This window comes from Actinosynnema sp. NPDC050801 (genome assembly GCF_040673975.1).
GTDB lineage: Bacteria > Actinomycetota > Actinomycetes > Mycobacteriales > Pseudonocardiaceae > Actinosynnema.
The window spans coordinates 1-9,623 of the sequence record NZ_JBFAQZ010000050.1 but is presented as its reverse complement, the minus strand read 5'-3'; the positions used below and the strand labels follow the sequence as shown (position 1 = coordinate 9,623).

Annotated in this window: 12 protein-coding genes; 8 read left to right on the top strand and 4 right to left on the bottom strand. The window is 70.8% G+C overall.

The features are described from left to right. Positions 1-203 precede the first annotated feature (203 nt). Genes AB0K14_RS40730 through AB0K14_RS40720 form a run of 3 tightly spaced genes read left to right on the top strand, consistent with a single transcriptional unit; the run spans position 204 to position 1,842 of the window. Positions 204-821: a hypothetical protein gene (locus tag AB0K14_RS40730; protein WP_360466503.1), complete on the top strand. Its 618-nt coding sequence runs from the start codon at positions 204-206 to the stop codon at positions 819-821. Positions 822-873: 52 nt separating this feature from the next. Next, entirely contained in the window at positions 874-1,635 is a 762-nt protein-coding gene (locus tag AB0K14_RS40725; protein WP_360466500.1) for an enoyl-CoA hydratase-related protein, read from the top strand. A 27-nt stretch (positions 1,636-1,662) separates the two neighbouring features. Further along, positions 1,663-1,842 (top strand): hypothetical protein, encoded by a 180-nt coding sequence (locus AB0K14_RS40720; protein ID WP_360466498.1) that lies wholly within the window; start codon positions 1,663-1,665, stop codon positions 1,840-1,842. A 63-nt stretch (positions 1,843-1,905) separates the two neighbouring features. Here the strand turns inward: AB0K14_RS40720 and AB0K14_RS40715 are convergent, their stop codons facing one another. The 3 genes from AB0K14_RS40715 to AB0K14_RS40705 are packed head-to-tail and all read right to left on the bottom strand — an operon-like array spanning position 1,906 to position 3,319. Beyond that, the gene (locus tag AB0K14_RS40715) at positions 1,906-2,190 is read right to left on the bottom strand and encodes a DUF4235 domain-containing protein (RefSeq protein WP_360466511.1); all 285 of its coding nucleotides are present in this window, start codon (positions 2,188-2,190) and stop codon (positions 1,906-1,908) included. A 2-nt stretch (positions 2,191-2,192) separates the two neighbouring features. After that, the gene (locus tag AB0K14_RS40710) at positions 2,193-2,846 is read right to left on the bottom strand and encodes a DUF3618 domain-containing protein (protein WP_360466495.1); all 654 of its coding nucleotides are present in this window, start codon (positions 2,844-2,846) and stop codon (positions 2,193-2,195) included. After that, on the bottom strand, positions 2,843-3,319 hold the full coding sequence (locus tag AB0K14_RS40705) for a phage holin family protein (RefSeq protein ID WP_360466492.1): 477 nt from the start codon (positions 3,317-3,319) through the stop codon (positions 2,843-2,845). Before AB0K14_RS40705 ends, AB0K14_RS40710 begins: the two co-directional genes overlap by 4 nt. 83 nt (positions 3,320-3,402) lie before the next feature. Between AB0K14_RS40705 and AB0K14_RS40700 the strand changes: the two genes are divergently transcribed. Continuing rightward, entirely contained in the window at positions 3,403-4,329 is a 927-nt protein-coding gene (locus tag AB0K14_RS40700) for a YihY/virulence factor BrkB family protein (protein ID WP_360466489.1), read from the top strand. A 71-nt stretch (positions 4,330-4,400) separates the two neighbouring features. Here the strand turns inward: AB0K14_RS40700 and trxA are convergent, their stop codons facing one another. Further along, complete coding sequence (gene trxA, locus AB0K14_RS40695; RefSeq protein WP_360466486.1) at positions 4,401-4,763, bottom strand: thioredoxin; 363 nt, start codon at positions 4,761-4,763, stop codon at positions 4,401-4,403. Between the two features lie 196 nt (positions 4,764-4,959). Here trxA and AB0K14_RS40690 point away from each other — a divergent pair, with 196 nt between their 5' ends. The 4 genes from AB0K14_RS40690 (at position 4,960) to AB0K14_RS40675 (ending at position 9,336) form a co-directional block, all read left to right on the top strand. After that, on the top strand, positions 4,960-5,823 hold the full coding sequence (locus AB0K14_RS40690; protein WP_360466508.1) for an ABC transporter substrate-binding protein: 864 nt from the start codon (positions 4,960-4,962) through the stop codon (positions 5,821-5,823). A 160-nt stretch (positions 5,824-5,983) separates the two neighbouring features. Next, entirely contained in the window at positions 5,984-6,736 is a 753-nt protein-coding gene (locus tag AB0K14_RS40685) for an amino acid ABC transporter permease (protein WP_360466484.1), read from the top strand. Continuing rightward, positions 6,733-7,491, top strand: coding sequence for an amino acid ABC transporter ATP-binding protein (locus tag AB0K14_RS40680; protein ID WP_360466481.1), 759 nt, complete (start codon positions 6,733-6,735; stop codon positions 7,489-7,491). Before AB0K14_RS40685 ends, AB0K14_RS40680 begins: the two co-directional genes overlap by 4 nt. A 6-nt stretch (positions 7,492-7,497) precedes the next feature. Beyond that, complete coding sequence (locus AB0K14_RS40675; protein WP_360466506.1) at positions 7,498-9,336, top strand: aminotransferase class V-fold PLP-dependent enzyme; 1,839 nt, start codon at positions 7,498-7,500, stop codon at positions 9,334-9,336. Positions 9,337-9,623 lie beyond the last annotated feature (287 nt).

The following is a 9,623-nucleotide window of genomic DNA, read 5'->3' as shown; positions in this document are numbered from 1 at the left end:
GGCGCAGGTGGCGTTCTACGACAGCACCAACCCCGAGGCCCGCGACTATATCGACTGTTCTGAGCGTTGAACTCGGGGTACGCGAACGTAGGACACGCGTGACGCTGAACGTAGGACACGCGCGTTCTGGAGGTTCGACTCGCGCGGGGTCGGGGGAGACGGGTGTGGATGACGGTTTGGTGGTTGCGGTTTAGGGTGGGCGGGTGAGTGCGCGGGTGGTGGGGGTGTCGGTGGCCCGAGCGGTGACCGAGGTGTTGGCGCCGTGGGTGTTGGTGCTGGGGCTGCCGTTGCTGGTGGCGTGGCGAGCGACCGGGAACGTCGCGGAGAGCCTGCTGTGGGGTGCGGTCGTCGGGTTGACCGGGTCGGTGATCCCGATGGCGGTGGTCGTGCGCGGCGCGCGGCAGGGGCGGTGGGACGGTCACCACGTCACCAACCGCGAGGGACGGCTGGTGCCGCTGCTGGTGTGCGTGGCCTCGCTCGGCCTGGGCATCGCCGCACTGGTGCTCGGCGCCGCGCCGCGGGCGATGGTGGCGCTGGCGCTGTCGATGTTCCTCAGCCTCCTGCTGTGCCTCGCGGTGACGTTCGCCCTGCCCGTGAACGGCGCCCGCGGCTGGAAGGTCTCCTTCCACGCGGCCGTGGCGGCCGGCGCGGTGGCGATCCTCACCATCACCTACGGCCCGTGGGTCCTGCTCGCCGCACCTCTGGTCGCACTCGTGGCCTGGTCACGCGTCGCGCTCGGCCATCACACGAAAGCGCAGGTCGTCGTGGGCACGACCTTCGGCGCGGCGGTGGGCGGCGCGGCCTTCTGGCTGCTCACCTGATCGTGAGGGCGCTCACTCCCGGCGACGGCCGGCCAGGCTTTACCCTCCGGTGATGACGCTGAGGCTCGACACCGCAGGCCCGGTGGCGACGTTGACCATCGACCGCCCGGCCAAGCGCAACGCGATGAGCTACGACATGTGGTCCGCCCTGCCCGGCCTGCTGGCCGAGGTGCGGGACGACGACGCGGTGCGCGTGCTCGTGGTCCGCGGTGGCGAGCACTTCTCGGCGGGTGCGGACATCAGCGAGTTCTCCACCCTGCGCAAGGGCGCGGACGGCGCGGCCCGGTACGGCGAGGCCGTGCACAACGGCGAACGCGCCATCGCCACGCTCGGCAAGCCCACCATCGCCGCCATCACCGGTTTCTGCATCGGCGGCGGCTGCGAGATCGCGCTGGCCTGCGACCTGCGGGTGGCGGCCGCCGACGCCCGGTTCGGCATCACGCCCGCCAAGCTCGGCATCGTCTACAACCTCACGTCCACCAAGCAGTTGGTCGACGTGGTCGGTCCGGCGTGGGCCAAGCAGATCCTGTTCAGCGGCGAGATCATCGACGCCGCCACCGCGCTGCGCATCGGCCTGGTCAACGAGGTGCACCCCGCCGACGCGCTGGAAGCCCGGGTCAAGCAGCTGTCGGAGACCATCGCCGCCCGCGCGCAGGTCAGCGTCCGGGGTGCGAAGCAGATCGTCAACCGGATCACCGAGGGGCAGCACGACGAGGACGACGCCGTGCGCCTGCTGTACGACGAGGCCGTGCACAGCGCCGAGTACGCGGAGGGCGTGGCGGCGTTCCTGGAGAAGCGGACCCCGAGGTTCTGAACGCCGGCACGTGGGTATCTCGACCACATGGACGAACAGCCGATCGAAGGCGACCCGAACGACCCGGATCAGCACATCAACCCCGACCCGCCGCACTCGCCGGGCACGCCGGAGCCGCCCGACCTCGACGTGGACCCGGAGCAGTTCCTCGACGAGGGCGAGCGGCGGGTGCGACAGGACGAACCACAGGACGAGCCGCCGTCCTAGACCGGCTGGTCCAGGAGGGCGGCTCGCCCGGGGGAACGACGGACTTCCAGGAGTACGGCGGCGTCAGTCGCCGTCGTACTTGTTCGTGTCACCGGGCCACTCGCCGGTGAGCTTGTCGTAACCGGTCGCGCCGCCGCGGTCGATCGCGGCCTTCACCACCCCGAAGATCGCGCCCTGGACGGACGCCGCCAGCAGCACCTCACCCCAGCCCCGGTCCTTCTGGGTGGGGGTGGGTGCTTCCTTCGTGCCGGTGATCAGCTTCCACACCTGGCCGAACAACGCGCTGGCGGCGAGACCGCCGAGCACGCCGAACAGCATGCCGAGCGGGCGGTAGAGGAGCTTGTTCACGTTCACCGCCCCCTCCGCAGGAGCTTCCACAGCACGAGCACGACCGCCGCGGCACCGGCCCAGACCGCGGCCGGGTGCTTGCGCGCCTGCCGAACGCCCTGCTCGACGCGCTGCTGCACGGGCGGCGGCAACGACCCGACGACCTGCGTGGCCTTCGTGCCGACCTGCTCCGCGACCTCGCCCGCCTTGTGCCCGACCTGCTCGGCCACCTCACCGGCCTTGTGGCTCACCTGCGTCGCCGCCTCGCTCGCCTTGTGGCTCACCTGGGTCGCGACCTCGCTCGCCTTCTGGCCGACCTGGGTCGCCGCGGCGCCGGCCTTCTCGCCGATCACGGCCGCCTTCTCACCGACCGCCGCACCGGCCGCGCCGACCGCCGCGCCCGCCTTGCCGGCCTGCTCGCCCGCCTTGTCAGCGGCCTTGTCGGCGGCCTGGCCGACCTTGGCGCTGGTCTTGCCGGCCGCCGCCGCCACCGCCGCGTTGGCCCGCGTAGCGGTCTCCTTCACCTGTTCCACTCCCTCGTGCGCCTTGTTCTTCACGCGTCCGGGCACGTCCGTCTTGTGCACCAGCGCTTCCACCGTGTCACCGAGCTCGCGCCGGGTCTGCTCGACATCGGCGCGCAGCTCGTCCGGATCCTGCGGAACGTTCTTGCCGCTCATCGGTGTGCCCTCTCGCTCACGGTGGCGATGTCCTGCTTGACACCCGCAATGGCCTCTTCCGGCACCGGTGGGGTGCCGCGTTCGATCTGCTTGCGGCCGACCAGCGCGAGCACGCTCGCGATGACGAACACGGCCACCGCGACGACGAACGCCGCGATCCACGCCGGCATGGCGGTGGCCAGCAGCAGCACCAGCCCCGCCAGCACCGTCATCAGGCCGAACCAGGCCAGCACGCCCGCACCGCCGAGCAGTCCGGCGCCCGTGCCGACGCGCTTGCCCTTCGAGCGCATCTCGGCGACGGCCAACCGCATCTCGTCCCGGGCCAGCCTGGTCACCTGTTCGGACAACCTGTTCACCAGCTCCGCAGTGGACGGTTCGCGCTCGGCGCCGCGGCCCGTGACCCGATCGGCGCTGCGGTCCGTGACCCGATCGGCGTTCCGATCAGCCGCGCGGGTGGCGGCGACGTGACTCATGGCCGTCTCCTCTCTCCACTCGCCCTCCGACTACCCGAAAACCCGTGGGTGTACGCACGGTGTTCGGGGGAAACCCGTCGCCCATGGCGCACGCACCGGAGGCACCCACCCAACTGCCCAAGCGCTCCTGGTGGGGCGTGCTCAAGCGGACGGTCAAGGAGTTCGGCGACGACAACCTCACCGACTGGGCGGCTGCCCTCACCTACTACGCGGTGCTGTCGCTGTTCCCCGGCCTGCTGCTGCTGACCGCCCTGCTCGGGCTGCTCGGCCCGGACGCGACCAAGTCCATTGTGGACAGCCTGGACGCGCTCGGCCCGGGCGAGGCGAAGGACACCATCGCGGGCGCGATCGAAAACCTGCAGAAGTCGCAGGCCAGCGGGCTGCTCGCGATCGTCGGCCTGGTCACCGCGCTCTGGTCGGCCTCCGGGTACGTGGGCGCGTTCATGCGCGCGGCCAACTCGATCTACGACGTCGAGGAGGGTCGACCGTTCTGGAAGGTCATCCCGCTGCGGTTGGGCCTGACGATCGGCGTGGTCCTGCTGCTGGCGCTGACCGCGCTGGGTGTGACGCTCACCGGAGGGGTGGCCGAGTGGCTGGGCGAGGTGCTCGGGCTCGGCTCGACGTTCGTCACCGTCTGGGACGTCGCCAAGTGGCCGGTGCTGTTCGTGCTCGCGAGCCTGGCGATCGGGCTGCTGTTCTGGGCGTCGCCGAACGTGCGGCAGCCGAGCTTCCTGTGGATCACGCCGGGCGGGCTGCTGACCGTGGTCGTGTGGGTCGCCGCGTCGCTGGGCTTCGCGTTCTACGTGGCGAACTTCGGGTCCTACAACAAGACCTACGGCTCACTGGCCGGTGTGATCATCTTCCTGGTGTGGCTGTGGATCTCGAACCTGGCCCTGCTGCTCGGCGCGGAACTGGACGCGGAGCTGGAGCGGGGCAGGCGGATCGAGGCCGGGCAGCCCGAGGAGCGGGACCCGGTGGCCCCGCCCCGCGACACGGCGGCGATGGACTGACCCCGGCCCTGCGGGTCGGGGGTGGCTCGACGGCCCGGCGGGGTCGGGGGTGGCTCGACCCCGGCCGGGGGTCAGGCCTGCTGTTCGGAGACCTGCTTGCGCACCTCGTCCATGTCGACCTTGCGGGCCTGCTCGATCAGGTCCTCCAGCGCCGACTCCGGCAGTGCGCCCGGCTGCGCGTAGAGCACGACGCCGTCGCGCACGATCATCAGGGTCGGGATCGACCGGATCTGGAACGCCGCGGCCAACTGCTGCTGCGCCTCGGTGTCGACCTTGCCGAACACGATGTCGTCGTGCTTCTCGGCGGACTTCTCGTAGGTCGGCGCGAACTGGTGGCACGGACCGCACCAGTCCGCCCAGAAGTCGACCAGGACCATCTCGGAGCCGCCGACAACCTCGTCGAAGTTCTCCGCGGTCAGCTCCACGGTGGCCATAGGTCCTCCTCGCTGTGGACATGGGGTCGCGCCCCCTTGTACCCCGACCAACGATCGCCGCGCGCCGACAATTCCCCGCGACCCTCCTTCAACGGCATGTGGACGTCTTCAACAGAACGTTGTAGTTTTCGGTTCACTCGAAAGCAGGAGGTGTCCCGTGCGCAGGACCGCAGCCCTCGCCCTGTCCCTGTTCGCGCTGGTGGCGTGCGGTTCACCGGGCGAGGACCCACCGGCGGGCCCCGCCGACGACCTGCCGGCGACCGCGGCCATCGTGGAGGCGGTCACCAAGGACGACGCCCTGGCCGCGACCCTGCCTGCCGCCGTCACCCAGGCGGGCAAGTTGCGGGTCGGCTCGAACATCCAGAACCCGCCGAACAACTTCTACGCCGCCGACGGCAAGACCCCGGTCGGCTCCGAGGTCGACCTGGTCAAGGCGGTCGCGGCGAAGCTCGGGCTGACCGTCGAGCACCAGGACATGGCGTTCGGCTCGCTCATCACGAGCCTGCAGGCGGGCCGGATCGACGTGACCATGGCCGCGATGAACGACACCCCGGAACGGCAGCAGGCGATCGACTTCGTCGACTACTTCACCTCCGGCATCACGATCATGGTGCAGAAGGGCAACCCGGCGGGCATCAAGAGCCCCGACGACCTCTGCGGCAAGTCCGTCGCGGTGAACCTGGGCTCCAGCCAGGAGACCTACGCCAAGGAGTTCCAGTGCTTGTCCGGCGAGCCGATCGAGGTGACCGCCACCGACAGCGACACGCAGAACCAGAACCAGCTGCGCACGGGCCGGGTGGCGGCGATCCTCAACGACCTGCCCACCGCCGTCTACGTGGCCAAGACCGCGGGTGACGGCGGGTTCTTCGAGGTCGTGGACCTGGCCCCGATCAACGGCGGCCCGTACGGCATCGGCGTCAACAAGAACACCCCGGAGCTGACCGCGGCGCTGCGGGACGCGTTGCAGGCGCTGATCGACGACGGCACCTACGGCAAGCTCCTCGAAGCCTGGGACGTCGAGCAGGGCGCGGTGACCAAGGCGACCGTCAATGGCCGGTGACCGCTCGCCGACGGCCGGTGACGCGTCAGCGGCCGGTGGTCGACCGTCAGTGGTCGGTGGTCGACCACCAGGGGCCGGTGGTCGACCACCAGCGGCCGGGGACACCGAAGACCTGGTCGTAGTCCCGCTGCGGCACTGGGGGCGGTGGGTCGGCGGGGCCGTGATCCTGGTGGTCCTGGGCGCGCTGGGCTGGGCGCTGGCCGGCGCGAAGATCGACTACGCGGCCGTGCCCGGCTTCTTCACCCACGACATCATGCTGCGCGGCCTGGTCAACACGGTCGTGCTGGCGGTGGCGGCGCAGGCGGGCGCGATCGTGCCCGGCGTGCTGATCGCGCTGCTGCGCCGCTCGGCCAACCCGGTCGCCCGCTGGTTCGCCGCCGGGTACGTGTGGCTGTTCCGCGGCCTGCCGGTGCTGCTGCAGATCCTGCTGTGGTTCAACCTGGCGCTGGTGTTCGAGAACATCTCCATCCCGGGGCTGTTCGAGGAGAAGACCAACGTGCTGGTGACCGCGTTCGTCGCGGCGCTGCTCGGGTTGGGGCTCAACGAGAGCGCGTACATGGCGGAGATCGTGCGGGCCGGGCTGAACAGCGTGGACCACGGCCAGGTCGAGGCCGCCAAGGCCATCGGCATGACGCCCGCGACCACGTTGCGCCGGGTCGTGCTGCCGCAGGCCATGCGGGTGATCATCCCGCCGACCGGCAACAACTTCATCAACATGCTCAAGGGCACGTCCATGGCGTCGGTCATCGGGTTCCTGGAGCTGATCCACGCGGCCAACAACATCGCCTCGCGCAACCTGCAGATCATGGAGACGCTGCTGGCCGCCGCCGCGTGGTACATGGTCGTGGTCAGCGTCGCGAGCGTCGGTCAGCACTTCCTGGAGCGCTACTACGGCAAGGGGGTGGCCCGGTGACACTCGTGCGGGCGGTGGGCGTGCGCAAGTCGTTCGGCCCGGTCGAGGTGTTGCGCGGTGTGGACCTCACCGTGGACGCCGGCCAGGTGGTGTGCCTGCTCGGGCCGTCCGGCGCGGGCAAGTCGACGTTCCTGCGCTGCGTGAACCACCTGGAGACGATCGACGCCGGCCGGATCTGGGTCGACGGCCAGGCCGTCGGGTTCACCTCGCGCGGCGGGAAGCTGTTCGAGCTGCGCGAGCGGGAGGTGGCGCGGCAGCGGCGCGGCATCGGCATGGTGTTCCAGCGGTTCAACCTGTTCCCGCACCGCACGGCGGTGGAGAACGTCGCCGAAGGCCCGGTGCACGTGCTGCGGACCTCGCGGAAGGCGGCGCTGGAGGAGGCACGGGCGTTGCTGGACCGGGTGGGGTTGGCGGACAAGGCCGGCTCGTACCCGCACCAGCTCTCCGGCGGGCAGCAGCAACGGGTGGCGATCGCGCGGGCGCTGGCGATGCGGCCCAAGCTCATGCTGTTCGACGAGCCGACCTCGGCGCTGGACCCCGAGCTGGTCGGCGAGGTGCTGGACGTGATGGTCGACCTGGCCCGCGAGGGCATGACGATGGTCGTGGTCACCCACGAGGTCGGGTTCGCCCGGCAGGTGGCCGACTCGGTGGTGTTCATGGTGGACGGCGCGGTGGTCGAGGCCGGGCCGCCGGAGCAGGTGCTGGACAATCCGCAGCGGCAACGCACGCAGCAGTTCATCGCGAAGGTGCTCTAGGTGGTCATGCGCATCCCGTCGTCCTACCTCGTCCAGTTCCACGAACCGGAGGGGTACCTGGACTTCGCCCGGTTCGGACCGCCGTCCTTCGCGGTGGTGGACACCTCCACGCGGCTGGTGGAGGCGGCGGTGTCGGCCGGGCCGTCCACGGTGGACGACCTGATGCGGCAGGAGCTGCGGGCCAAGGCGGCGGTCGCCCGGCTGTGCCGCGGCGACACCGACCACGTGACGCTGCTGCCGAACACCAGCACCGGCCTGTTCCAGGCGGCGCTGGGCGTGACCGGCGAGGTGCTGGTGTCGTCGGGGGAGTTCCCGGCCAACACCTACCCGTGGGCGCGGTCGCCGTCCGTCGACGTGTCGTGGTTGCCGGCCGGTCCGGTGACGGCCGACGTGGTGCGGGCGGCGTTGACGCCGGAGACGGTGGCGCTCTCGGTGAGCGCGGTCGACTTCCGCACCGGGTACCGGGCGGACCTGGCGGCGTTGCGCGAGGTGGTCGGCGACCGGCTGCTGGTCGTGGACGGCATCCAGGGCTTCGGTGTGGTGGACGAGCCGTGGGAGGTGGCCGACGTGCTGGTGGTCGGCGGCCAGAAGTGGTTGCGGGCAGGCTGGTCGACTGGGTTCATGGTGCTGTCGGACCGGGCGCTGGATCGGCTGGACCCGGTGCTGTCGGGGTGGACGGGCGCCGAGGACCCGGGGTTGTTCGACCACGGCATCCACCCCGTCGGGGAAGGGGCGGCGGGCTGGTCGATCACCAACCTCAGCCCGATCGCGTCGGGTGCGTTGGCGGCGGCGTTGGAGCTGGTCGAGCTGGCCGGGGTCGAGGCCGTCCAGACGCGGGTCGTGGCACGGTCCGACGAGCTGGTCGACGTGATCCGCGCGGCCGGCGGCGAGGTCGTCTCGGCGTCGGACCGTCGCGCGGGCATCCTCGCGTTCACGTTGCCCGACCGCTCGCCCTCGGTGGTCGGCGCGGCGTTGGTGGAGGCGGGGGTGACGGCGACCGTGCGGCCGGAGCACGTCCGACTCTCGCCGCACGCCTCGACCACGGCTGGGACGGTTGCGCGGTTCGCGGACGCGTTGAAGGAGGTCCGCAAGCCGGTTGCCGTCGAGGCGGCGAGGTTGGTGCCGGGGGTTGCGTCGGGGGCGGGGTCGTCGGCGGGGCCTTCGGTGGGGCCTGGGGTGACGTCCGAGGCGGGGTCGGCGGTGACGTCCGAGGTGCTCGCGGCGCTGGTGCCGACGGTGAACAGCCTGGCGGCGGCGTTGGGGTCCGGTACCGAGGTGGTGTTGCACGATCTCGGCGCCCTGCCGAACTCGATCATCGCGATCGCGGGTGACCTCACCGGGCGCAAGGTCGGCGGCCCGATGACCGACCTGCTGCTCGGGCTGGTCCGTCGGGGTACGACCCAGGACCTGGCGGGATACGAGACCTACGCGCCGGACGGTCGGGTGCTCCACTCGTCCACGGTGTTCCTGCGTGATGCCGAGGGTGTGGCGGTCGGGTGTTTGTGCGTGAACAGCGAGCCCGGGCCCAACCGCCGGCCGGATGCCGTGGCGGGGGTGGTGTCGGCGGGGTCGGACGTGGGGGAGGCGAGGGTGGCGGCGGTGGTGTCGGCGGTTGAGGCGTTCCCCGGCGATGTCGACACCCTGCAACGGTTGCTGGTCGAACGTGCCGTGACCGCTGTCGGGGTGCCGGTGGAGCTGATGAAGAAGTCGCACAAGTCCCAGGTGGTGCGGGTGTTGGACGAGGCGGGGCTGTTCCTCATCCGCGACTCGGTCGACTACCTCGCGGGCGTGCTCGGCGTGACCCGGTACACGATCTACAACTACCTCAACGAGATCAGAGCCTGACCACGCGGCGTGTCCTACCTTCCGAACGCGCGTGTCCTACGCTCAGAACGCGCGTGTCCTACGTTCAGAACGGGCGAGTCGAACGTTCAGGACGGGCGAGTCGAACGTTCAGGACCCGCGAGTCGAACGTTCAGGTCCCGAGAGTTCTACGTTCGGGACGTGTGAGTTCTACGTTCGGGACGTGTGGGTTCGGCGCTCGGGTCCGGCTCGATTTGACATGGGGCCCTTACGGGCACCCCAGGCAGGCCAAAGCCGGGCAGGCACGGCGGGGAAAAGCGTCCCGCCCT